Source organism: Haloarchaeobius caseinilyticus, assembly GCF_051207395.1.
Taxonomy (GTDB): Archaea; Halobacteriota; Halobacteria; order Halobacteriales; family Natrialbaceae; genus Haloarchaeobius.
On record NZ_JBPJZC010000001.1, the window covers coordinates 1,346,066 to 1,367,919 of the forward strand.

The following is a 21,854-nucleotide window of genomic DNA, read 5'->3' on the forward strand; positions in this document are numbered from 1 at the left end:
TTGTGCACCGAGTGCCAACTGAGCCGTACACACGCTTAACCCCCTTGCCACCATCTACCACACCATGGCCATCATCGCGGAGGTGACGATTGCTCCAGAGGCGTTCCCCCTCGGCCGCGTCTCGCTCGCCGAGCCGTCGGTGCGCGTCGAACTGGAGCGAGTCGTCCCGACGACGGACGTGACGCTGCCGTTCATATGGGTGACGGGGGCGAACCTCGATGCCTTCGAGCGGTCGGTCGAGTCGCTGGAGGAGGTAGACGAACTGACCGAACTGGCCCGGTTCGACCGGTCTGCGCTGTACCAAGTCCAGTGGGGACCATCGGTCGAGAGTTTCGTCACGGCGCTCGCCGAACGCGGTGCGACGGTCCTCACGGCCGAGGCCGACGGCGAGTGGCAGTTCAAACTCCGGTTCGCCAACCACGCCGACCTCTCACAGTTCAGCGAGTGGTGTCGAGACAACGACTACACCATTGGCCTGCGACGATTGCACTCCCTCGCCGACGCGACCGACTCCCGAAGCGAACTCGGGTTGACCGGCGAACAGCACGAGGCACTCACGCTGGCGACCACACTCGGCTACTTCAAAGTGCCAAAACGGGCGACGCTCGCCGACCTCGCCGCAGAGCTCGACATCAGCGAACAGGCCGCGGGCGAGCGGGTACGTCGCGCGATGGACCGGCTTGCCAACGCGGTCGTCCTCACCGACGAGTCACCGGTACAGTCGACGACGCCGCGGTAACTGGCGGAATCGCCACGATGGTCGACGAGACAACCGCTATATCGCCTGAGACCGTATTTGTGCCGTGGGACACGAGAATCACACAGAATTCGACGACCTCGACTTAGACCTCATCGGCGACCTCGACCGCGCGGACACCAAGCTCTCTGTCCGGGTCGAGAAACGCCGGTACGGGAAGCCGATGACGATCGTCGAAGGGTTCCCGCACGGGACCGACCTGCGAGACCTCGCCTCGACGTTGAAGCGTGCGGTCGGCGCTGGCGGCACCGTCGATGGCGACACCATCGAGATTCAGGGAGACCAGATCGACCGCGTCCGCGATATTCTGAAGCGCGAAGGCTACGCACTCTAACACTTTTGCGGCGCGGCGACGACCCTCGTCGAGCCGATGCCAGATTTCGGCGCAGCCGTTGGGAACGTTCAACACGTAGGCGGCCCCAGCCACAGCTATGTACCACGTGGTGGGCTGTCGTGAGTGCAGTGCGTTGCGGATCATCGAGGGACGGCCAGAGACGACCCAGTGCGGGCGATGTGGACACCGCCGCAAGTTCAAGAAGGTCCGGTCGTTCGTCGAGACCGACGACCTCGACCACGCCCGCGAGGTCCGCGCATCGATGCTGGCGAACCGGCAGGGCCACGGCGACGAGTTCGCGAAAGTCGATTCGTTCACCGAACTCGAATCGGCGGTCGAAGACGGTGTCGTCGACGACGAGGAGTTCCTCGAAGCGTCGGGGCTCGACACCGACGAAGTGAACGACGCCGGGAAGCGAGCGAGCGAGACGACCCGGACGATGAACAGAAAGGAGACCGTCGAGGCCGCCCTCCGCGAGCTCGACCACCCGACCGAAGACGACATCGTCGCGTACGCCGCCGACCACGGTGTTCCCGAATCCTACGTCACGAAGGCACTCGACAAACTGGCACGACGCGGTGAGGTCTCTGAGAGTCGTGGTCGCTATCGACTGCTCTAAGCCGAGTGACTGCCACCCCTGTTCTCCTCAGCCAAACACGCCACTCGTCACGAGGAACACCCCAATCGAGGTGAGCCCCGCCCCGAGACAACAAAAGGCGACGCCGAAGCGGCTGGAAAGCCCGCCTTTCGGCTGGACCGACCACGGGTTCGTGACGTCGAAGCCACCCGAGACCGACGCGCCTGCCGAGTCGAGGCCGGCGTCGCTCGTGGCGAACGCAGTCGGAAAGGCCACCAGCATCGCACCGCCGAAGAAGAACGCGACGCCCGTCAGTGGCGCGCCTGCGGCGACGGACACGCCAAGGACGACGGCGGCGAACACCGGGCCGACGAGCAGGGTGTACCGTAGCACGTACGGTTTGAGTGCGGTCAGTGCCATACATCACCTACATGACAGAAACATATCAATCTTCCGTTGGGTCGTGCACCGACCGGGGCGGACTCAGTCCTCCTGCCAGTCCGGATTCTCTCGCGGCGGACTGAAGATGTCGACGCCACGGACAGGCACGTCCCCGCGGTTTACCGCTGCGTGCGGTTCGTCGCTCCGTAACGAGTACGAATCACCGGCCGCGACGAGGACATCCTCGTCGTCGACGATGAAGGTGAGCGTCCCCTCGTAGACGAAGCCAGCCTGTTCGTGGTGGTGACTGTGTTCGGGGACGGTCGCACCCGGTTCGATGACGAAGTGCTGGACGTTCATCCCCTCGCCGCCAGCGAGGATGGCGAGGTGGACGCCGTCGACGGCTTCGGTGGACTCGACCGACTCAGTGGGAACGTGTTCCATACCACACCCTCACAGCCGACCGTGATACAGTTTCGCCCGGGGGCCTAAAAGAGACGAAGTCCGCCAGCGGCAGCTACCGACTCGCCGTAAATCCGAGTTTGTTGATGGCGCTAACGACGTCGTTCGGGTCGACACTGCCGACGACCTCGACGGTCCCTTCGATGTGATTGGCGCTTACTCGCTCGACACCATCGATGCGCCGAAGTCCGTCCTGAATCGTGTCCTCACAGCCGTTACACTTCATGTCCTCGACTGTTACCTGAATCTTGGAGACTGCCATCGTACGCTGAAAGAGGCGGCCGAGGCGGATAAGGTGGCGACCGGATACCTCAGGACGGGCCGCTGGCCGACAGTTAGCCTGACATTCGAGCCACAACAGTACGTTGCTCGGTGTACTCTCGGGTACCGTGCATCAGGGTCGTGTCCTCCGTCGCAGTGCAACGAACCGGACTCGCTGAGGCAAGTCGTCTCTCGACGATACTCGACAGTAGTGAGTAACGAGGACACAGCCACCACGAAAACGCGTGAGCGCGATTACCGGCCCAGTTCCTCGTGCGCCGACGAAAGGTGACGCGACGCGAGTGCAGCCAGCAGCGAGAGTTCACCCGCCAGCGCACCAACCGCGATGACCTCTGCCAGCGCGTCGGCGTTCGACCCGGCCGGGTCGCCGCCGCCAGCCAGTCCGAGCACGTCGAGTGCCTCGGACTGCGTCGGGAGTTTCGTCCCGCCGCCCACGGTCCCGACCTCCAGCGACGCGAGCGAGATGGAGACGTACAGGTCCCCGTCGCGTTCTTCCGCGGTCGTGATGGCGTTGCTGCCTTCGACGACCTGCGCGGCGTCCTGTCCAGTGGCGAGGAACGCCGCCGCGACGGTGTTCGCCGCGTGCGCGTTGAAGCCGAGTGCGCCCGCCTTCGCGCTGCCGACGAGGTTCTTGCGTGTGTTCGCCTCGGCGATGGCTGCGGAGGTGGTGTGCAGACGCTCTTCGACCACGTCGCCAGGAATCAGCACGTCGGCGGTCACGGAACGACCGCGGCCTTCGACGGCGTTGACGGCTGCCGGCTTCTTGTCCGAGCAGAGGTTGCCCGAGAGGGCGACGAGCGACGCTGGCGTCGCTTCCTCGACGACTTCGCACGCCTCGCGCGTGGCGATGGTGGCCATGTTCATCCCCATCGCGTCTTTCGTGTCGTAGCGGAATCGCAGGTAAACGGAGTCGCCGACGACGTAGGGCGTCACGTCGAGCAGTTCGCCGTGACTCGTCGTCGACTCGGCGGCCTCGCGCAGTGCGTCGGTGTTCTCACGAACCCACTCGACGACTTCGGCCGCTTCGACGATGCCCGAGACACGGAACACCGGTGCGCGAGTCATCCCGTTCTTGGTGACGCGTGCGTCGGCCCCGCCCGCGGATTCGACGACAGAGAGACCGCGGTTCACGCTCGCCAAGAGCGCCCCCTCGGTCGTCGCCAGCGGCAGGTAGTACTCGCCGTCGGCCGCGCCACCGTTCACCGTGACGGGACCGGCCACACCCATCGGGAGCTGTGCCGCCCCGAGCATGTTCTCGATGTTCGACTCGGCGTCGGCCGCGTCGAACGCGTAGTCACCTACGGTGTCGAGCGAGGCATCGGTCTCGTCTTCGAGAAGGAGTCGGCGTGCCGCCGCCGCCACGTCGGCGTCGTCGGCGTGTGCTTCGAGTTCGTGCAATCGCAAGTCGCCCTCGCGGACGCGAGAAGCGAGCGTCGGCGCGTCGGTCATACGAGGGAGTCCGTATCGGGACCTGATACCGGTTGTCCTTTCAGGCGAGTCGGGCACGCGGCGCGACGGGACCGACTGTGCCTGCTGGGCCCGAAGAGACCAGCCGCGCCGAGTCGCCGACAGCCTCGACCGTCGGCGACGAGACGACCGAGGGTGTGACGAGTCGGCTGTCGTTCTCGGTCACGACCTGACTCACGTCGACGGTCAGTACGGAGTCTGGCTGTTCGGTACACGACCCCACCGAGAGCTTCAACACGAGGTTGTTCGCGTCCGTGACGCCGCCACGGTCTTCCGCAGAGACGACGGCGATGACCTCGTTCGCACAGAGATTGGCGGTCCGCATCGTGCCGCCATCCATGCGGTAGTACTGGTCGCCGCTTCGGGTCGTCAGCATCGACGAGAGCGAGTCCTGCCACGCGAGGCTGCTCGTGTCCGCGATGACCGTGTCGTTGGCGTAGAAGCGCACCGTCGACTCGTCGTCCGTGAGGTTCAGCCCGCCGAGTTGGGTGCAGGCGGCGTCTTCGTACGTCTCGCCGCCGATGGTCGTCGACCCCCCGGTCGTCGTGTTCGCCAGACAGTCGCGGAACTGTGGCGAAAGAGTCGTCGTCTGGCCGTCGTCGACCGTGAATCCGACCGCGGGGTACGTCTGGCCTGCAGTCCAGTTGTTCAGGTTCTGGCCGCTCCAGAGCGATTTCGTGGTCCCACCGACGTCCGCCGTGAGCGTCGTCGGTCGGTGGACGAGATACCGACCGCTCGTGGTCGTCGTCGGGGTCAAGTGGCGCGACTGTAGGACTACCGAATCGTCGACGGGAACCGTGCGCGTCTCGCTGAACGAGAGCGTCATCGGCACCGAGACGGTCTCGGTCACGTTCTGCATCGTCGCCTCGTCGAACGTCGTGCGAGTGAAGTCGACCGACACTCGCTCCGTGCCCGAAACGGTCGTCGTGTTCGTGCCGGTCACCGAGACGGTGTCACCGACGGAGAGATTCGCGGCCTCGTCGGCGGTGAGCGTCCGTTCGACCGACGCGGTGAATTCGACGTCTTGGACCAACTGCTCGGCGTTCGCCGCGTCGGTCTCGTCCCACTCGTGATAGCGGACCACGGTTCCGCGGTACACCTGCTCGCTGCGGTTGACGTGGATTATCTCCGTCGTCTCGTTCCGGGCGATTTGCTCGAACAAGCCGTCGAGTTCGGTCGACCGGTCGACGTCGTAGTAGTTCCCGCCCGCGGTCGTCGCCACGTCCGAGAGCAGACTCGCGTCGACCCCTGAGCCGACGCCGACCGAGTGGATGGTGATGTTCTGCTGGGCGGCGAGCGTCGCGGCGTAGCGCGGGTCGGTCGTCTGCTGTGTGTTCTGCCCGTCTGAGAGCAGGACGATGACCTGATTGTCCGCGCCGTCGCCCTGCGATTCGAGCATGTTGATGGCGTCTGCGAGGCCGTCACCGACGGGTGTGCCGCCGTCGGCCCGGAGCCGCTGAACCTGTGCCTTCGCACCGTCGAAGTTAGTCGTCAGGTCCTGATAGCGCTGGGTGAATATCGGACACTCGTACGGGTTACCCTGCTGGTAGCACCAGCGTTCCTGCGGCGTCGAGTCCCAGAGGTACCGCGTCGAGTAGCCGACGACACCGACCTCGTGCGACTGGTTCCGCCGGACGGTGTCGAGGAAGTGGCGCGTCGCACTCTTCGCGTGCGAGAGTTTAGAGCCACGCATCGAACCGGATTCGTCGACGACGAAGACGACTTCGAGCGGCGGGACCGCGTCCGTGTGTTCGCGTCTGGTCGTGTTGTTCCAGACCGTCTCGTAGACGGGGACTTCGTACGGCACGGAGACCGAACCAGTTCCCGGCAACGCGAGCGTGGAGTTGTTCCAGCCGACGAGTGGGTCGCCGGGCCCGTTCGTCCGCGTGGTCGCGGTCTCGGTGTAGGCGTTGGCCGTCCCGAGCAGTTCGACACTCACGTCGTACTCGTTGCCGGCACCCTTGTCGACCGAAAGCCGGTCGTCGTCGCTCGGGACGGTCGCCACGTCTCCGTCCGTCGTGTCGGGATTGGTGAAGTCGACGACCTCGTTCGACCCGTGGTCGAGGCGGTCGGGGAGCATCGACTTCGAGACCACGACGCGGACCGTGTCCGGAGCCGGCGTCGTGACCGTCGCACCCTCGAACTCCGCTTCGAGGTGCGTCCGCCACGCCTCGTGGTAGTCGCTCTCGACCGTGATGGTGATGTTGTCGACGTTCTGCGCCTGACCGCACGACCCGGCGAAGAGGTTCTCCTTCACGCGGGCAGTCATCTGCCGCGACTGCGTCGTGTTCTTACGGACGGCGAGCGTCTCGTCGTCGACGGCACCAGCGAGGTGGACGACGGAGAGGTGGAGTGTCCCGTCGCGGTAGCGCAGGTCGGGCGCGTCGAGTTCGACCGTCCCACTCGCCGACGAGCGCCAGATTGCACCGCCTTCGTACGCGATGGTCGTCCCACGCTCGTGACGATATTCGAGCGCCGAGAGCGGCAGCGTTGCTTCACACGCTGGCAAGTCGTTCACCCGGAGGGCGATGGACCCCGTCTGCACGATTTCCGTATCCGGCGGCGACATCGAGCCGAGCTGTAGTTCGTCTCCTGCGGCTGAGGAACCAAGCGCGAGTGAACCGAGACGTGCGTCGACGTCTTCCATCACCATCTCCGCAGACTGTACTTCGGTGCTGTCCTGGACGCCGTTACTGACCGCTGTCCCGCTGACGAACAGCATCGCCGCGCCAGCGACGACGATGCCGACCAGTATGACGACCCCCGTAATCTCTGAGACACCGCGATTGGTGGCGTCTCGATGTGTGTGTGGCGACCACATGGCGCAACCCTTTCGTTCATACAACAGCAGACGAGATATTAAATCTATTCACCAGCAGTGAAAAAATATAGGAACGATGTCTAAATCTAGTTCCCACCTACTTCTGGCTCCAGCGTGAAGAGCCTAGAATAGAACCGAGCCCGGTAGGTCGAAACCCACGGCTGGAGTGGGGAGTCGCGGGCACTCGAAGTCTATGGCGTCGGCTAGCGGGCAGTGTGTCGCAGAAAACCGTGAGTGAACGTCGGGACCGACTCAGACGCCGCGACCCTGCATCTTCTCCTCTTCGGGCAGGTCGACGTTCGCGTCGCCCTTCATGCCCTTGCCGATGTTGGAGGAGATCGCTGCGAGTTCTTCGGGGTCGTCCCAGTTGTTGACCGCCTGTACGATGGCGTTGCCCATCGCTTCGGGGTCCTCTGCGCCGAAGATACCGGAACCGACGAAGATGCCGTCGCACTCGTGGTGCATCATGAGCGCGGCGTCGGCGGGCGTCGCGATGCCGCCGGCCGCGAAGTTGACGACGGGGAGGCGGCCCATCTCGGCCGTCTCGTGGACGAGTTCGGCGGGTGCCTCGTGCTCGCGGGCCCACTTCTCGCGCTCTTCCCAGTTCATGCCTTCGAGTTTGCGAATCGCACCCTTGATGGTGCGCTGGTGGTGGACTGCCTGGTTCACGTCGCCGGTGCCGGCTTCGCCCTTGGTCCGGATCATCGCTGCGCCCTCGTCGATGCGGCGAAGCGCCTCACCGAGGTTACGCGCGCCACAGACGAACGGCGACGTGAAGTCGCGCTTGTCGATGTGGTAGGCGTCGTCCGCGGGTGTGAGGACTTCGGACTCGTCGATCATGTCGACGCCGATGGCCTCCAGAATCTGGGCCTCCTTGTGGTGGCCGATTCGGGACTTGCCCATCACCGGGATGGAGACGGAGTCGATGATCTCCTTTACGTCTGCGGGGTCGGCCATTCGGGCGACGCCGCCGCGCTTTCGGATGTCGGCCGGAACGGCTTCGAGCGCCATCACGGCGACTGCACCGCACTCTTCTGCGATTTTCGCCTGCTCCGCGTTCACGACGTCCATGATGACGCCGCCTTTCTGCATCCGAGCGAACCCGCGCTTGACGAGTTCGGTCCCACGCTTGAGTTCTTCGAGGTCAGTCTCGTCGGTCATACCGCCGACTTAGGCCCACCTCCACTTAATGAGGTCGGTCGTCGTCGGTCGACCAGTCGCAGCGTCGTCGCACGGTTCCAGTCGGGCGGACATCAGCGAACGGAGAACTCCCGCGTCCGCGTAGCGAGACACCACCGCGACGACCGTTTCAGCCCGTCCCAGCGATTACCAGCGGGGTAACGGGTTATTTTATCTACTTATTCTGCTGATAACTGTATGGGTATCACTCAATAGACCAACGTATGGCTGGTATCTGTGGCGTCGTCGGTGAGGGCTCCGATGCCGTCGACGCGCTAGCGAGTGACCTCCAGTGGACCGGCGACGAGCGCATACAGGCGACACGCGAGGACGGTCTCGGCGTCGTCGTCGCCACGCATCCAGCGAGTACCGACCCACAACCGGCGAGCACTGGCGACGTGACGGTCTGGTGCTGGGGGGAAGTGTACGGGTACGACGGCCCAACCGGGTACGTTTCGTGTGACCGACCCCCCGCCGACTTCATCGCCGAACTGTACGACCGACGGGGCCGCCGGGCGTTCGCCGACGTGAACGGCCTGTTCGCCGCCGTCGTCCGCGGCGGTGACCGGGTCGAACTCGTCACGGACCGCCTCGGCACGCGACCGTTCTACTACACCCGAATCGACGGCGGCGTCGTCTTCTCGACGCACATCCAGTCGCTGGACCGTCATCCCGCCGTGACGACCGGCTTCGACCCCGACTTCGTGACGGAATACCTCGCGTGCAAGCGCGCGTACGGTGTCCATACACCACTGTCAGGCGTCACGCAGACGCAGCCCGCAGCCGTGAGCGTCGTCGACCCCGGCGGCGACGGCGCACTCGCCCACCAGCGGTACTGGCGGCCGGTCCATCGACCGGTCGACCGGCCGAAGTCGTACTTCGTGCGGGAATTAGCCGACCGGTTCGAGCGAGCCGTCGCAGAGCGGACCAGCGACCGCGGCCGGACCGGTGTCCTCCTCAGCGGCGGCAGCGACTCCCGACTCGTCCTCGCGGCACTGGACTCGCTCGGCCGCGACGCGACGATGTTCCACCTGAACGAGTGGGAGAACGCCGAGTACGACATCGCGCGCGAATCAGCCGCCACGACCGACGACGAGTTCGTCTTCTGTCGACGCGACCCCGACTATCAGGCCCGCGCCCTCGAACGAAACCCTGCGATGATGAACTTCGTCGGCTACTTCAATCAGGCCCACGCCGCCGGGTTCGAAGACGAAATCCGTGGTCGGGTCGACCACCTGCTCACCGGCCACTACGGCGATATGCTGTTCAAGGGGAACCATCTCCCCTCGAAGACGGTCTCGCTCGGCCCACTCGGCGAGATGTCGGTCCCCACCGGCTCTATCGAGACGGTCGACGAGTACGTCGACCATCGCGCGAGCGACGCCCCGCCGTTCCTCGCCGGGCGGTCGCCACGGCAAATTCTGGCCGAGAATATGCACGCGGTCGACGGTCGAGTCGTCGACCACGGCGTCGAGTACGACTCCATCCGTGAGGCACTGTTGGCGAGTCGCAGTCCGCTCACGAACGGGACCTCACAGTTCTTCTACTTCGGGACGGCCCAGAGCATCCCGGCGACGACGCCGTTCCTCGACACCCGACTGGTCGACCTGTTCCTGACGATTCCACGCTCGCTCCTTCGTCACGGTGGGCTAGTCAACGCCGCGGTCGAGCGCCTGTCCCCCGCCCTCGCCGAGATTCCCCACGGCGCGACTGGCCAGCCACTCTCACGGTCGTACCCGGCGCAGTATGCGGGCAAGTACCTGACCGCACTGAAGCGAAAACGCGCCAGTGCCCCGCCGGTGGCACACGGCACGCACGGCCCCTGGACCGCCCACGACGACCTCGTCCGCGAGCGCGAGTTCGTCCACGACTGCGTCGACCGCAACCGCGACCTGTTCGAGACGCTCCCGTTCCTCGACTGGGACGGCGTCCAGCAGCAGTTACGGGCGCAAGAAGCCGGTGCAAACGAGTTCGGCTCGCTGTACGCACTCGTCAGTTTCCTCGAAATGCCGGTGACCCGCCGACTCGCGACGACCGACCGGCCGAGCGTCGCCGACCGGGCGAGAGCGGACTGAGACAGGACCAGCAGGTGCAGTCGGCGGCGGCCGGGCACGCTTCCCCACCGTGAACCGTCATGGCTTTGAAACCCCCGTCCATTCTCGTATTCGATGCGAGGGTTCACTGACCCGTTGCCCGAGCGCGAGTCGCTGCCGTGGTACGTCGCACCCGTCCCGGAGGCCATCGAGGACCTCGGCCTACGACTGGTGTGGCTCGTCGTCCTGACGAACCTCGTCGGGACGGCCTTCGGCTTCTACTACTACGGGCTGACCCCGACACTTTCGGGCTTCGTAATCGAGGGACAGTTCGCCATCGAACCCCTCGTGATGTGGCCGTTCGTCCCCGACAGCCCCGTTGCGACGCTGTTCATCGCGCTTGCCTTCGGTGCGTGGGCGATGGGGCGCCGGAACGACTACCTCTCGGCACTCGCCTTCTTCGGTTGCTTCAAACTCGGTGCGTGGACCCCGTTCGTCCTGCTCGCGTTCAAAGCCGACTTCTCGTACGTCCACTGGGCGATGTACAACTTCCTGTTCTGGAGCCACCTCGCCATGGTGCTGCAGGGCTTCGTCCTGCACCGCATCACCGACTTTCCGGTGAAAGCCGTGGCCGTCGCGCTGCTCTGGTACGGGTTCAACGACCTCGTGGACTACTTCGTCCCCATCGTCGGGACACCCCACCACACGCTCATCCCGGCCGAACAGATTACGTCGACCGGCGTCATCCACACGCCGGGACCGCACCGCGTCGCCGCCGCGGGCGCACTCGCGCTCACACTGCTGGCGACGTTCCTCTCGCTGTCGACGCGGGTGAAGAAGTTGGAGCTACGACTGGACCAGCGGTCGTGAGTCGCCGGGCAACATCGACGCTCGTCACCGCCCAAATTCTGGGACTTCCGCTAGTTGGTCGACGATCACCTGCCCGAGCAGTTCGCGCTTCGTCGCCGGGCTGAGAGTGATCTCACCGCGCTCGAACTCGCGTTTCAGTCGCCGCGCGAAGTTCGACCGAATCGAGAGCAGGTTCCGGCGGGTGTCCGCGGGGAGCCAGTACTGTACCATCAGTTCGACGGCGTCGCCACCGAACGCGACGACGTAGGCCGCCGGTGCAGGGTCTCTGAGAACACTTGGGTCCGCGCTCGCCGCCTCACGAAGCAGGCGCAGTGCGGCGTCCACGTCGTCGTCGTAGCTGATGCCGACGTGTTCGGTGATGCGAAAGCGCCCACGACCGTACGGCGGGCGGGCCACCGAATTCGCGGTCAATTCGGTGTTCGGCACCGTGATGACTTCGTTCTGGAGCGTCCGAACCCGAGTCGTCCGGAGCGTTATCGACTCGACGACGCCCTCGCGGCCGTTCCACGATATCCAATCACCGACGTTGAAGTACGGGTCCGCGACGAGGAACAGGCCGCTGATGACGGCACCGACGACCTGCTGACCCGCGACACCGAGCGCGAGCGTGACCGCCGCCAGCACGATAGCGGAGTTGGTCAACCACGCGCCGTATCCCGCCACCGCCAGTGCAGTCGCCGCCGCGACAGAGAGTACGAGCACCCAGACGTACCGGGAGACCGCCTCCTGTACCGTCGGATTGTTCCGGTTTCGGGCGCGGACGATTCGGACGACAGACGGGAGGACGAGGTACTTGCCGACCAGATAGACGGCTAGAAATCCGAGTGCGAACCGACCGAGTGTAAACAGGACCGTCTGATACTCGACGGGGACACCGGGGACCGTCTGCGCCGGAACGAACGAACGCATGCGCCTGCTAGGTGCTGTAGCGAGAAAAGAAACGTCGAGAGGAGGTGTCACCTCACGCTGCCGAGGGACGAGACGACGCGCCTCAGGAGACGATGACGAGCGTGTCGTCCGTCTCCAGCATCTCGCCTTCGCCGGAGTAGGTCCGCTCCTCACGGACTTCGAACTCGTCGGCGGCCAGTTCCTCGCCCGCGACGTGGAGTTCGTCGCCCGCGAGTTCGTACTCGCCCTGTGCGATGGCCTGGTCGAACTCGCCGACCTTGCCGCCGTACTTCGGCCCGAGGACCGAGTACTCCAGACTGATGTCGGCGATTTCGGTCGTGATTTCGGGTGGTTCGTCGAGGAATTCCATCTCGCCGACGTGCATGACGCCCGCGATGGCCTCGGCGAAGCCGCCGATGTCACCGTACACCTGCACGCGGTCGAGTTCCGCGTTCAGGGGCAACTGGTGTTCGGACTTGTACCGGCGGAGCGCGCCGATGACGGCCATGGCGTTCTCCCCGGCGTCGAGGTTCGCTTCGTAGCCCGCCGGTTCGGGCCAACTCTGCAGGTGCAGGCTCTCCTCGTCCTCGGCGTGCATGTCCTGCCACAGTTCCTCCGTGATGTGGGGCATCAGCGGCGCGAACAGGTGCAGGAACGTCTCGTGGGCCGTGCGAAGCGCGTACTTCGTGGACTGGCTGTCCTCCTCGTCGAGTCGCTGTTTGGCGATTTCGAGGTAGTCGTCACAGAACGTGTTCCAGAAGAACCCGCGCAGGTGGTCGCGAGCCTTCGAGAACTCGTAGGCGACGAAGTGGTCGGTCAGCGTCTCGATGGTCGCGTCGAGTTCCGCCAGCAGCCACTCGTCGAGGTCGTCCAACTCGTCAGGCTCGTCTACTGGTTCCGGCGCGAGGTGTTCGATGAGCTTCGACGCGTTCCAGAGCTTGCGGAGCAGCTTCTCGCCCGCGACGATGTCCTTCTCCTTGAACGGGAAGTCGTCGCCGACGGCGGTGCTCGCGGCCCAGTAGCGAATCGCGTCGATGGGGAAGTCGGCGACGACCCGAGCGGGGTCGACGACGTTTCCACGCGACTTCGACATCTTCTCGCGGTTCTCGTCCAGCACGTGGCCGTTGATCATGACCGAGTCGAACGGGACTTCGCCGGTGTGCTCGTAGCACTTGACGACCGTGTGGAAGAGCCAGAACGAGATGATGTCGTGGCCCTGCGGTCGCAGGTCGGCCGGGTAGAGTTCGGGGTTCTCGAAGGTGAACTCTCCTTTCGAACTATCCCAGTCCCACCCCGAGTTGACGAGCGGCGTCAGGCTGGAGGTCGCCCACGTGTCGAGCACGTCGTCTTCGGGTTCGAACTCGTCGTGGCCACACTCGGGACACGAGTCGACCGGCGGGTCGTCCGAGAGCGGGTCGACGGGCAGGGACTCGCGCTCGGCGAGGACCTCGTGGCCGCAGTCGCCACAGTACCAGACCGGGAACGGGATTCCGGAGTCGCGCTGGCGCGAGATGAGCCAGTCCCACTCTAAGCCCTCTATCCAGTGCTGGTAGCGCGTCCACATCTTCTCGGGGTACCACTCCATCTCGGCCCCGGCGTCGAGGTACTCCTGTTTGTGGTCGAGAATCTCGATGTACCACTGCTTCGAGACGCGGAACTCGACGTCGGTCTCACATCGCTCGTGGACCTGCACCGTGTGCGTGAGTTCTTCGCGACCTTCGAGATGGCCGAGGTCGTCGAGGTCTTCGACGATTTCCTCGCGTGCCTCGTGCGTGGTCATGCCCTCGTACTCGCCCGCGAGGTCGGTCATCGTCGCGGACTCGTCGATAGCCACGCGCAGTGGGAGGTCGTGTGCCTGGTACCACTCGATGTCCTTCTGGTCGCCGAAGGTACAGCACATGACGACGCCCGTGCCCTTTTCCAGGTCGACGCGGTCGTCCTCGATGATGGGGACTTCGTGGCCGAAGATGGGCACTGTGGCGGTCTCGCCGACGAGTTCCTGATTCTGCTCGTCGTCCGGGTGGACGAAGACGCTGACACACGCCGGGAGCAGTTCCGGGCGCGTGGTGCCGATGACGAACGAGTCGCGGCCCGATTCCGTGGGCTCCGCGAGGTCGAAGCGAACGTCGTTGAAGTGCGTGTGACGCTCTGCGTCCTCCTGTTCGACCTGCGAAATCGCGGTCTCACACTCGGGACACCAGATGGCCGGGGCCTTCTTGCGGTACTCGCGACCCTGGTCGTACAGGTCACAGAACGAGAGCTGCGAGACGCGCTGGACCTCCGGACTGATGGTCTTGTACGTCCGGTTCCAGTCGATGCTCATTCCGAGGTTCTGCATCTTGTCCGTGAACTCCGCCTCGTACTGGGCACAGACCTCGCGGCACTTCTCTTGGAACTCGCGTCGCTCGAAGTCCTGATGGCGAATCCCGAGGTCTGCCTCGGTGAGGCGCTCCGACGCGATGCCGTTGTCGTCGTAGCCGAACGGGAACATCACGTCGCCGTCGTGCATCCGCTTGAAACGCGCCGCGAAGTCCTGCAGCGTGTGGCCGTACAGGTGACCCATGTGCAGGCTGCCCGACACCGTCGGCGGCGGCGTGTCGATAGCGAACACCGTGTTCGGGTCGACCTCCTCGTCTTCGGGTGCGTAGGCGTACGTCTCCTCGTCCACCCATCTATTCTGCCACTTCTCCTCTGTCGTCTCCGGGTCGTAGTCTCCCTCTGGCATGTGAATCTAGATACCGTACGTTGTGCGTTCAGTGGTCCAATCGCCGTTTAATACAATCGATGCAGTCTCACGACGCGACGCCGTCGCTACGCGAGACGGTCGACGCGAGAGAAACGTCGGGCACCGCTGGCTGGCCTTACAGACGTACTACGGCGACAGCAGGATGCTCCATACAGTCGAGTGGTCGGTGGGAAGGTAAAAAGCCAGCGGTGGCGTGTGTCTCGTTCGCTCGCTCGAACGATTTGTTGTTCCAGTAGCGGGCGCAAGCAGAGTCGCGTCGGCGACTACTCCTCGCCGGAGTGTGCTCGAACCCACAACTCGCCGATGCGCGACAGTCGCGTTCGGTAGGACTTCCCGGCGTCCTCCTGCTCGATGTAGCCCTTCCCACCCGGGCCGAGTCGGTCGACGTTGTAGATGACCTTCGAGCGGAACGAGTCGGTGTACTCCTCGTTCAACTCCTTCGCCAACGCTTCTGCGAGTTCCGACACCGAGTCGAACTCACCCGCGTCGCCGAGTTTGTACAGGATGACCTCCTCGAACGGTTTGACGTTCGAGAACGAGGCGACCGGCAACTCGACGATGTGGCTGCCGCCGACTTCCTTCGCCCCGATGGTCGTCCCACGCTCGTCGAACTCCGAGAGCAGGTCGGTCGCGGTGTCGAGTCGCTCGGTCACGCGGTCGTCTTCGACACCAGACTCCTGCAGGTCGCGAAGCAGGTCCTGTTGCTTCCGCAGTTCCTCGGCGAGTTCCGTCTCCAGATACTTCTCCGGGGCCGTGTAGTAGGTGTGAATCTTCTCGCGGTCTTCCTGGCGCTCGACCATCAGCGAGTGCGCCGCCGTCGCGTACGCGAACGAGACCGTCCGGGGCATCGCGGCGACGTTCACCCACACCTCGTTCCCGCGGTCCAACTCGTCGTTGATGAGGTCGTACGCCTGCTCGAACGCCTCGTCGTAGTTGTACACGTCCGGGATGACGAAGCGCTCCGTTTCGGCCCCGAGCAGGTTCTGGAAGTCCTTTTCGAGCTTTCGCGAGAGGTTCTTCGAGTACTCGACGTTGGCCTCGCTTCCCACCGCCCCTTCGAGGAGGATGACCCGGTCCACGTCGAACTGGTCCCGGACCAGTGGCGCGATGAGCCGGTCGTAGTCGAACCCGACCGGGACGATGTGTGTCTGCATGGGGGTGGGTTGGCTGGTGGGGCGCTTCAATCTGATTACTCGCTATCGGTGTGCTGGGTCGCAGAATTCGCGTCTCGTGTCACTGTGACCGTCGACGTGACTCCTCGATTCGAGAAGCAGACTACTACTGCTGGTGCACATGACCGCAGCCACACCCTCCCCAACCGATTCGCTCCACTCACTCTGCTCACGGGTCGTTTCACTCCCCGTTCGCAACGAGGCGACGCAGTCGCCTCGCTCCGTTCGTATCACTCATCCCTCGCGCGGCTACGTCTCGCGGTCTCGCAAAGCGAGACACGCTCACCAGCGCGCGCCAGACCGGTTGCTGCTCCGAGCGACGACGACCACGCCGGCGTCGTCGACGGGAGAACCGGCTAAACGACGGAAAACCCATCCGATTTATGCGGTTTCGAGGACACGCCATTGAGTAACGTGACCCAGAAATCTGCGACCGAGGACACCGTCTCCGTCTCCCAGGTCCTCGACCGAATCCCAGTCGGACGGTTCCACCGCCGCTTGCTCGCCATTTGCGGCAGTGCGTGGGCCTTCGACGGGATGGAGGTCATCGTCATCAGTTTCACGCTTCCAGTGCTCGTCGAGGCGTGGGGACTCTCTGGCCTGTCTGCGGGGCTACTCGGTGCTGCGAGCCTCATGGGCATGATTCTGGGCAACTGGGGCTGGGGCTGGTACGCCGACCAGCACGGGCGCATCGACGCCTTCCAGTGGACCGTGTTGATGTACTCCGTGTTCGCCGGACTGACCGCCCTCGCAACCGGGTTCGCATCCGGGTTCCTCCTGCGCTTTCTGACCGGTGTCGGCCTCGGCGGGGCACTCGCCGTCGACACCTCGTACCTCTCCGAACACCTGCCAACCGACAAGCGCGGTCGCTATCTGGTCTACCTCGACGCCTTCTGGCCCATCGGAAACCTCCTCGCGGTGCTGCTCGCGTGGGTCTTCCTCTCGGTACTGCCCTCGGGCGGAACCGTCGCGGTTCCTGCACTTGGCGAGGTCGCCGGCTGGCGACTGCTCTTTGTCGCCTCCGCGTTCCCGGCCCTGCTCGTGTTCGTCATCCGGTCGCAACTGCGCGAGACGCCGTACTTCCTCGCGCGAAGCGGTGACATCAAGGGTGCGAACGACCGCATCCGCGAGATTGCAGAAGAAAACGACGCCGAGTACACACCCATCGAGGCGGCACAGGTCGAGACTCGTCCTGCAGCCTCGTTCTCCAGACTCTTCGAACCGGACCTGCGCCGCCAGACCGTCATGATTTCGACGGCGTGGTTCGCCATCAACTTCGGCTACTACGGCGTGTTCATCTGGCTGCCACAGACCGTCGGTGCGGCGGGCGTCGTCGAGAGCGTCAGCATCGGCGGCGCGACCCTCGAAGGCATCTACGTCTACTTCGTCCTCATCGCACTCGTGCAGATTCCGGGCTACCTGAGCGCGGCCTACCTCGTCGAGCGAATCGGAAGAAAGCCGACCCTCGGTTCGTACCTCGTCGCCTCGGGCGTGTTCACCTTCGTCTTCGCCGCGTCGATGCCCGGAGTCGACTTCTTCGGCCTCGGCCTCTCGGGCTTCTGGCCGTTCCTCGGCGGCCTGCTCGCCGCGAGTTTCTTCACGCTCGGCGCGTGGGGAGCCATCTACGCCTACACACCCGAACTGTTCCCGACCGAGGCCAGAGCGACCGGCAACGGCTTCGCCGGCGGCGTGGGCAAGGTCGCCGCAGTGGTCGGCCCCATCCTCGCCGGCCTGCTCGTCGAGACAGGCTACCTCGTCGCACTGCTCCCGTTGGCCGTCGCGTTCGTCCTCGGCGGTCTCGTCGTCCTCGCACTGGGTGCGGAGACGATGGGCGAACCGCTGTTCTGACCCCGCGCTGACGAGGATTTATCCCGTCGCTCCGCGCCAGTTACTCCATGCCGACCGAGAAGGAGAAGATGCTCCGTGGCGACCTGTACGACCCGTCGGACCCGATTCTCTCTGAGGAACACCACCACGCACGAGAAGAGTGCCAGCGCTTCAATCGGACCGACGTGAGCGAGACGGCCGAGCGCAACGTCATCCTCGCGGACCTGTTCGGCGCTGTCGGCGACGACGTGACGGTGAAACCACCGTTTCGGTGTGACTACGGCTACAACATCAGCGTGGGCGACAGGTTCTTCGCCAACTTCGACTGCGTCTTTCTGGACGTCTGTGCCATCGACTTCGGCGACGACTGCATGCTCGGCCCCGGTGTCCACGTCTACACCGCGACACATCCACTGGAGGCCGACGAACGAGCCAGCGGCGAAGAGTACGGAAAGCCAGTCACCGTCGGCGACGACGTGTGGATCGGCGGGCAAGCCGTCGTCAACCCCGGTGTGACCATCGGTGACGGTGCGGTCGTCGCCGCGGGTGCTGTCGTCACCGACGACGTGCCACCGGCTGTCGTGGTTGGCGGGAATCCTACTGCGGTCATCAAAGAACTGGACTGACTCGACCGATTACTCCACTCGCCGCATCGCCTCGAACACGCGCTCTTTGTCTCTCTCGGGAGTGGGGTCGACCCGCGCGTCAGTCGCCAGTCGTGCACCCGACGCTTGCCGCTGAATCGCCTCGTCGACCTCTTCGACCGGCCACATGCCGCCCGCCATCGCGTACGCGCCTTCGGTCGGCCACAGACACGCCCACAACTCCGACTCCAGGACGAACTGGCCGTCGACCACGTCCTGTTCGATGACGTCGTCGTGCAGGGGAAAGTCGACTTCGTAGCCGAATATCCGGGCAGGGCCGTGGCCCGGCCGGTCGAAGTCGCGGGCGTCGACCTGTCGCACGTCGGTCAGTCCGTCGGCTTCGATGCTCTTTCTGAACTCCTTCTTCGCGTGCGAGACCGCGATGTTGAACACCGAGGCTGGGTCGACGCCGAACTTCGACAACGGCGGGCGAAACTGCAGGTCGGTCGTAAAGAAGGCTCGACCAGCGATTGTCACCCGTGGGTCGGCGATGGCGTCGTAGGCGTCGACGCTCGCCGTGTCCTCGTAGATGGCGTTGTGTGCAGTAATGGAGAAAAAGGGCAATTTCAGTGCGTCCTCGCTCTCGGTCTGCGCGAGGGTCCAACCGAAGTCCGCGAGCAGGTCGTCTGGGACGCGGGGTGCGTGCATCGCTCGCTGGTAGTCGGTCGATGGTCTTCGGCGTGCCGGTCGCGGCGGACTCGTCACTGACTGAGACGAGATTTTCACCCTCTTCGACGAACGACAACGAGCGTTTTAGCTACCGTATCACAGTTGCCTACCGAGCACCGAGTGTTTCGGTCCAATATTTACGAATCACAAGACTGCGTCGTGGTAGGGTAGGTTAAAACAGCGTTTCAGCTTGCGAAACCCGTTTACTTACGGGGGAAATACAGTGGAGTACGATGTCACGGCTCCTCCCGTTCCGCGCGGACGACACGCCCACACCCGGCGAGCAGGCACCACGGGTCGTGGACTTAGAAGGCGACGACGCCGACAAGGTGTTCAGTGCCCTCTCGTCCGACACTGCTCGCCGAATCTACACCTGTCTGAACGAGGAGCCACGCACACCCTCAGACGTCGCCGAGGCGATAGACTCGTCCATCCAGAACGTCCGGTACCACCTCGAGAAGCTCGAAGACGCCGGACTCATCGACGTGGTCGACGTGTGGTACTCCTCGCGCGGCAACGAGATGAACGTGTACGCGCCAACTTCCGGCCCGCTCATCGTCTCCGGCGACGAGCAACGTGCGTCACGACTCCGCGGTGCCCTCGCCCGGTTCCTCGGTGGTGTCGGCGCACTCGCCGCTGGGAGCCTCTTCGTCCAGTACGCCCTCCCGCGACTGCTCGGCGGGCCGACGAACATCGGGAGCGGCGGCGATTCCGGCGGTGCCGGAGGCGGCGACACCAACTCCTCCATGGGCGGCGGGAGCGCGGACGAAGCCGCGACCGCCTCGACTTCCACGGTGAGCGACGCGAGCACCGGTGGTGGCGGCGGCGGCGGTCCCTCCGTCAATAACGTGGACGGAACGTCGACCTCTGCTGCACAGGCCACGCAAACACAGGCCACGCAGAGTGGGGCAGAAGCCACGCAGGCAGCCACAGAAGCACCGACCGGGGCACAGGACACGACCCACCAGACCGTTACCGAGGCCGGAAAAGCTATCGCCGACGGTGGCGTCCAGACCACGCAACAGGCAGCGGATGCCGCCAGTTCTGGGACCGACGCCGTCCTCTCGACCATTCCGCCGGGCGCGCTCTTCTTCGCGGGCGGGCTCTGCGTGCTGCTCGTCGTCACGGGGTTCTGGTACTTCAGTAGTGCCTCCCGCTGAGGACCACGAGACGACGCGCGCTTCCCCGCCGTTCACGGTTTCTCCCGCCCCGAGGCGCTGCCTATGCCGATAACAACAAGTATCCGCGACGAAGCCCTACGTAGTAGTGCGGTCCATGAACACATTCATGGCTTCATCAGCATTCGCCCCCGCGACGGGGCAGATCATCAATGGACGATACATCCAAATACCTGATTCACGCGGAGATAGCGGCCGACGGGGTGGTAGAACGCAGTGACGTCGTCGGTGCCATCTTCGGCCAGACAGAGGGATTGCTCGGCGACGAACTCGACTTGCGAGACCTCCAACAGTCCTCGAAAGTCGGTCGAATCGACGTCGAGATACAGTCAGAGGCCGGTCGGTCCTTCGGTGAAGTCACCATCGCGACCAGCCTCGACAAAGTCGCGACCGCCACCCTCGCGGCCGCACTCGAATCGATAACACGAGTCGGGCCGTGTACCGCACGACTGGACACGAAGAGCATCGAGGACGTTCGCGCAGCGAAGCGTCGGGAGGTCGTCGACCGTGCCAAAGAGCTACTCGCGACCTCCTTCGACGACACGGTGATGTCCTCGGAGGAGATTCTACGCGAAGTACGCGAACACGTCCGCGTCGAGGACATCACGGAGTACGAAGGCTTCCCAGCAGGACCACACGTCACCGAGTCCGACGCAATCGTCATCGTCGAAGGCCGGGCAGACGTGCTCCAGTTGCTCAAGTACGGTATCAAGAACGCCATCGCCGTCGAAGGGACGAACGTCCCGGAGGCGGTCGCGGACCTCACGCAGGAGAAGACCGTGACGGCGTTTTTGGACGGCGACCGCGGCGGCGACCTCATCCTCAAGGAGTTGTCGCAAGTCGCCGCTGTCGACTACGTGGCGTTCGCTCCGGCCGGCAAGTCCGTCGAGGACTTGCTCCACCACGAGGTGTTCGAGGCGCTGCGCGAGAAGGTCCCGTTCGACGTGGTCTCGGAGACGAACGTGCCCCACGAAGCCGTCGCCGCGACCGACGGGAGCGCCGTCCCGGCACCCGAATCCGAGAGCGAGTCACCGACGGAAACAGTCACGGCGACGACCACAGCGAGTGCCGAGACGGCTGGAACCGAATCGCCGGAGCCAGTCGATATCGAAGACACGGCGGACGCGACGACCGACGCGACCCCGGACTCACCAGAAACGGCCGACCAGGCCCAAGCGGCCGAAGCGAGTGAGTCCGCAACTCCCACAGGCTCGGACACTGCACCCGCCGAGACGCTCCGTGGACACGTCGCTGCGGTAATCGGCGACGCGACCGGACAGGTTCGCCTACTCGACGCCGAGTTCGAAGTCCTCGACGACGGCGACGCCGAGGACGCGTTCGACCTCGTTCGGGACGCAGCGACCGTCCCGTTCGCCGTCGTCGTCGACGGAGAACTCAGCCAGCGCGTCCTCGACGTGGCGGCGCAGCGCGGCGTCGACCACGTCGTCGCCCGGTCGCTCGGCGAGTTTGTCAAGCGCCCGACGAGTGTCCGTATTCGGACGGCAGAACAGTTGCTCGGGAACGACGCCTGAAACACGCGGCACTTTAGACTCCACACTCCGGCACG

The 21,854-nt window shown here is 64.6% G+C and carries 19 protein-coding genes; 9 read left to right on the forward strand and 10 right to left on the reverse strand.

The genetic code is table 11. The features are described 5' to 3' along the window. Nucleotides 1–64 precede the first annotated feature (64 nt). The 3 genes from ACSC1P_RS07115 (at nt 65) to ACSC1P_RS07125 (ending at nt 1,710) form a co-directional block, all read left to right on the forward strand. Nucleotides 65–739: a helix-turn-helix domain-containing protein gene (locus ACSC1P_RS07115; protein WP_435359442.1), complete on the forward strand. Its 675-nt coding sequence runs from the start codon at nt 65–67 to the stop codon at nt 737–739. A 64-nt stretch (nt 740–803) separates the two neighbouring features. Beyond that, nucleotides 804–1,091, forward strand: coding sequence for an SUI1 family translation initiation factor (locus tag ACSC1P_RS07120; RefSeq protein ID WP_435359443.1), 288 nt, complete (start codon nt 804–806; stop codon nt 1,089–1,091). A 97-nt stretch (nt 1,092–1,188) separates the two neighbouring features. Then, nucleotides 1,189–1,710, forward strand: a complete 522-nt coding sequence (locus tag ACSC1P_RS07125; protein ID WP_435359444.1) for a DUF5817 domain-containing protein — start codon at nt 1,189–1,191, stop codon at nt 1,708–1,710. A 27-nt stretch (nt 1,711–1,737) separates the two neighbouring features. Here the strand turns inward: ACSC1P_RS07125 and ACSC1P_RS07130 are convergent, their stop codons facing one another. The 6 genes from ACSC1P_RS07130 to pdxS all read right to left on the reverse strand — a co-directional run bounded on the left by ACSC1P_RS07130 (nt 1,738) and on the right by pdxS (nt 8,242). After that, on the reverse strand, nt 1,738–2,088 hold the full coding sequence (locus ACSC1P_RS07130; RefSeq protein WP_435359445.1) for a hypothetical protein: 351 nt from the start codon (nt 2,086–2,088) through the stop codon (nt 1,738–1,740). Nucleotides 2,089–2,151: 63 nt separating this feature from the next. Continuing rightward, nucleotides 2,152–2,493 carry a cupin domain-containing protein gene (locus ACSC1P_RS07135; RefSeq protein WP_435359446.1) on the reverse strand — a complete coding sequence of 114 codons (342 nt, stop codon included), beginning with the start codon at nt 2,491–2,493 and terminating at the stop codon, nt 2,152–2,154. Between the two features lie 73 nt (nt 2,494–2,566). Continuing rightward, nucleotides 2,567–2,773 (reverse strand): heavy-metal-associated domain-containing protein, encoded by a 207-nt coding sequence (locus ACSC1P_RS07140; protein ID WP_435359447.1) that lies wholly within the window; start codon nt 2,771–2,773, stop codon nt 2,567–2,569. Between the two features lie 254 nt (nt 2,774–3,027). Next, nucleotides 3,028–4,242, reverse strand: a complete 1,215-nt coding sequence (hmgA, locus tag ACSC1P_RS07145; RefSeq protein ID WP_435359448.1) for a hydroxymethylglutaryl-CoA reductase (NADPH) — start codon at nt 4,240–4,242, stop codon at nt 3,028–3,030. Nucleotides 4,243–4,282: 40 nt separating this feature from the next. Then, nucleotides 4,283–7,081, reverse strand: a complete 2,799-nt coding sequence (locus ACSC1P_RS07150; RefSeq protein ID WP_435359449.1) for a vWA domain-containing protein — start codon at nt 7,079–7,081, stop codon at nt 4,283–4,285. Nucleotides 7,082–7,333: 252 nt separating this feature from the next. Next, on the reverse strand, nt 7,334–8,242 hold the full coding sequence (gene pdxS / locus ACSC1P_RS07155; RefSeq protein WP_435359450.1) for a pyridoxal 5'-phosphate synthase lyase subunit PdxS: 909 nt from the start codon (nt 8,240–8,242) through the stop codon (nt 7,334–7,336). 242 nt (nt 8,243–8,484) lie between these two features. On the opposite strand from pdxS, the gene ACSC1P_RS07160 reads away from it, so the two are divergent. Beyond that, a complete protein-coding gene (locus ACSC1P_RS07160; RefSeq protein WP_435359451.1) occupies nt 8,485–10,335 on the forward strand; it encodes an asparagine synthase-related protein in 1,851 nt (616 codons plus the stop codon). A 93-nt stretch (nt 10,336–10,428) separates the two neighbouring features. Beyond that, a complete protein-coding gene (locus tag ACSC1P_RS07165; RefSeq protein ID WP_435359452.1) occupies nt 10,429–11,163 on the forward strand; it encodes a DUF1405 domain-containing protein in 735 nt (244 codons plus the stop codon). 24 nt (nt 11,164–11,187) lie between these two features. Here ACSC1P_RS07165 and ACSC1P_RS07170 read toward each other — a convergent pair whose 3' ends face one another. The 3 genes from ACSC1P_RS07170 to ACSC1P_RS07180 all read right to left on the reverse strand — a co-directional run bounded on the left by ACSC1P_RS07170 (nt 11,188) and on the right by ACSC1P_RS07180 (nt 15,951). Next, nucleotides 11,188–12,072 carry a mechanosensitive ion channel family protein gene (locus ACSC1P_RS07170; RefSeq protein ID WP_435359453.1) on the reverse strand — a complete coding sequence of 295 codons (885 nt, stop codon included), beginning with the start codon at nt 12,070–12,072 and terminating at the stop codon, nt 11,188–11,190. Between the two features lie 82 nt (nt 12,073–12,154). Then, nucleotides 12,155–14,776 carry a valine--tRNA ligase gene (locus ACSC1P_RS07175; protein ID WP_435359454.1) on the reverse strand — a complete coding sequence of 874 codons (2,622 nt, stop codon included), beginning with the start codon at nt 14,774–14,776 and terminating at the stop codon, nt 12,155–12,157. Between the two features lie 284 nt (nt 14,777–15,060). After that, nucleotides 15,061–15,951, reverse strand: coding sequence for an HFX_2341 family transcriptional regulator (locus ACSC1P_RS07180; RefSeq protein ID WP_435359455.1), 891 nt, complete (start codon nt 15,949–15,951; stop codon nt 15,061–15,063). Between the two features lie 432 nt (nt 15,952–16,383). On the opposite strand from ACSC1P_RS07180, the gene ACSC1P_RS07185 reads away from it, so the two are divergent. Beyond that, entirely contained in the window at nt 16,384–17,817 is a 1,434-nt protein-coding gene (locus tag ACSC1P_RS07185) for an MFS transporter (RefSeq protein WP_435360263.1), read from the forward strand. 47 nt (nt 17,818–17,864) lie between these two features. Then, a complete protein-coding gene (locus tag ACSC1P_RS07190) occupies nt 17,865–18,422 on the forward strand; it encodes a maltose acetyltransferase domain-containing protein (protein ID WP_435359456.1) in 558 nt (185 codons plus the stop codon). 9 nt (nt 18,423–18,431) lie between these two features. Here ACSC1P_RS07190 and ACSC1P_RS07195 read toward each other — a convergent pair whose 3' ends face one another. Further along, on the reverse strand, nt 18,432–19,088 hold the full coding sequence (locus ACSC1P_RS07195) for a DUF6517 family protein (RefSeq protein WP_435359457.1): 657 nt from the start codon (nt 19,086–19,088) through the stop codon (nt 18,432–18,434). A gap of 254 nt (nt 19,089–19,342) precedes the next feature. Between ACSC1P_RS07195 and ACSC1P_RS07200 the strand changes: the two genes are divergently transcribed. Together ACSC1P_RS07200 and dnaG are read left to right on the forward strand one after the other, a co-directional pair. Then, nucleotides 19,343–20,269 carry an ArsR/SmtB family transcription factor gene (locus tag ACSC1P_RS07200; protein WP_435359458.1) on the forward strand — a complete coding sequence of 309 codons (927 nt, stop codon included), beginning with the start codon at nt 19,343–19,345 and terminating at the stop codon, nt 20,267–20,269. 170 nt (nt 20,270–20,439) lie between these two features. Beyond that, a complete protein-coding gene (gene dnaG, locus ACSC1P_RS07205; RefSeq protein WP_435359459.1) occupies nt 20,440–21,819 on the forward strand; it encodes a DNA primase DnaG in 1,380 nt (459 codons plus the stop codon). The last annotated feature ends 35 nt before the right edge of the window (nt 21,820–21,854 follow it).

What these genes read in the sequence shown, in the direction of transcription:
- ACSC1P_RS07115 (WP_435359442.1), top strand. Translation starts at nt 65, where the DNA reads ATGGCCATCATCGCGGAGGTGACGATTGCTCCAGAGGCGTTCCCCCTC.
- ACSC1P_RS07125 (WP_435359444.1), top strand. Translation starts at nt 1,189, where the DNA reads ATGTACCACGTGGTGGGCTGTCGTGAGTGCAGTGCGTTGCGGATCATC.
- ACSC1P_RS07130 (WP_435359445.1), bottom strand. Translation starts at nt 2,088, where the DNA reads ATGGCACTGACCGCACTCAAACCGTACGTGCTACGGTACACCCTGCTC.
- ACSC1P_RS07135 (WP_435359446.1), bottom strand. Translation starts at nt 2,493, where the DNA reads ATGGAACACGTTCCCACTGAGTCGGTCGAGTCCACCGAAGCCGTCGAC.
- ACSC1P_RS07140 (WP_435359447.1), bottom strand. Translation starts at nt 2,773, where the DNA reads ATGGCAGTCTCCAAGATTCAGGTAACAGTCGAGGACATGAAGTGTAAC.
- hmgA (WP_435359448.1), bottom strand. Translation starts at nt 4,242, where the DNA reads ATGACCGACGCGCCGACGCTCGCTTCTCGCGTCCGCGAGGGCGACTTG.
- ACSC1P_RS07150 (WP_435359449.1), bottom strand. Translation starts at nt 7,081, where the DNA reads ATGTGGTCGCCACACACACATCGAGACGCCACCAATCGCGGTGTCTCA.
- pdxS (WP_435359450.1), bottom strand. Translation starts at nt 8,242, where the DNA reads ATGACCGACGAGACTGACCTCGAAGAACTCAAGCGTGGGACCGAACTC.
- ACSC1P_RS07160 (WP_435359451.1), top strand. Translation starts at nt 8,485, where the DNA reads ATGGCTGGTATCTGTGGCGTCGTCGGTGAGGGCTCCGATGCCGTCGAC.
- ACSC1P_RS07165 (WP_435359452.1), top strand. Translation starts at nt 10,429, where the DNA reads ATGCGAGGGTTCACTGACCCGTTGCCCGAGCGCGAGTCGCTGCCGTGG.
- ACSC1P_RS07170 (WP_435359453.1), bottom strand. Translation starts at nt 12,072, where the DNA reads ATGCGTTCGTTCGTTCCGGCGCAGACGGTCCCCGGTGTCCCCGTCGAG.
- ACSC1P_RS07175 (WP_435359454.1), bottom strand. Translation starts at nt 14,776, where the DNA reads ATGCCAGAGGGAGACTACGACCCGGAGACGACAGAGGAGAAGTGGCAG.
- ACSC1P_RS07180 (WP_435359455.1), bottom strand. Translation starts at nt 15,951, where the DNA reads ATGCAGACACACATCGTCCCGGTCGGGTTCGACTACGACCGGCTCATC.
- ACSC1P_RS07190 (WP_435359456.1), top strand. Translation starts at nt 17,865, where the DNA reads ATGCCGACCGAGAAGGAGAAGATGCTCCGTGGCGACCTGTACGACCCG.
- ACSC1P_RS07195 (WP_435359457.1), bottom strand. Translation starts at nt 19,088, where the DNA reads ATGCACGCACCCCGCGTCCCAGACGACCTGCTCGCGGACTTCGGTTGG.
- ACSC1P_RS07200 (WP_435359458.1), top strand. Translation starts at nt 19,343, where the DNA reads ATGTCACGGCTCCTCCCGTTCCGCGCGGACGACACGCCCACACCCGGC.
- dnaG (WP_435359459.1), top strand. Translation starts at nt 20,440, where the DNA reads ATGGACGATACATCCAAATACCTGATTCACGCGGAGATAGCGGCCGAC.